The organism is Pseudomonas sp. DE0010, from assembly GCF_007680745.1.
Classification (GTDB): Bacteria; Pseudomonadota; Gammaproteobacteria; order Pseudomonadales; family Pseudomonadaceae; genus Aquipseudomonas; species Aquipseudomonas parafulva_B.
The window spans coordinates 1-243 of record NZ_VEJQ01000277.1 but is presented as its reverse complement, the minus strand read 5'-3'; the positions used below and the strand labels follow the sequence as shown (position 1 = coordinate 243).

Annotated in this window: 1 protein-coding gene; it reads left to right on the top strand. The window is 72.0% G+C overall.

The window, feature by feature from the left end:
• On the top strand, window positions 1–189 hold a 189-nt coding region (locus FS767_RS22530), incomplete at its 5' end, for a hypothetical protein (RefSeq protein WP_144968298.1).
• Between the last annotated feature and the right edge of the window lie 54 nt (window positions 190–243).

Below are 243 nucleotides of genomic sequence, written 5' to 3'. Positions count from 1 at the left end.
TCGGCCTGGATGGGCAAGCAGGTGGAGCGCTGTCTCGGCCTGACCCTGACCATCAGCGGACCGCCGCCGGCGGGCAAGGGCGCGCCCTGGAAGAAGAAGCGGCGTACGGGCGGGAGCAAGGCCAAGACGACGGCGAAGACGGGTGGCGCACCGCCACGCGCGCGCAAGCCGAGGGTCAAGCCGGGCTGAGAACGGCGAAGAGGCGCTCGAGCACGGGCCGGGCCAGGACGTCGTGGTTCCAGA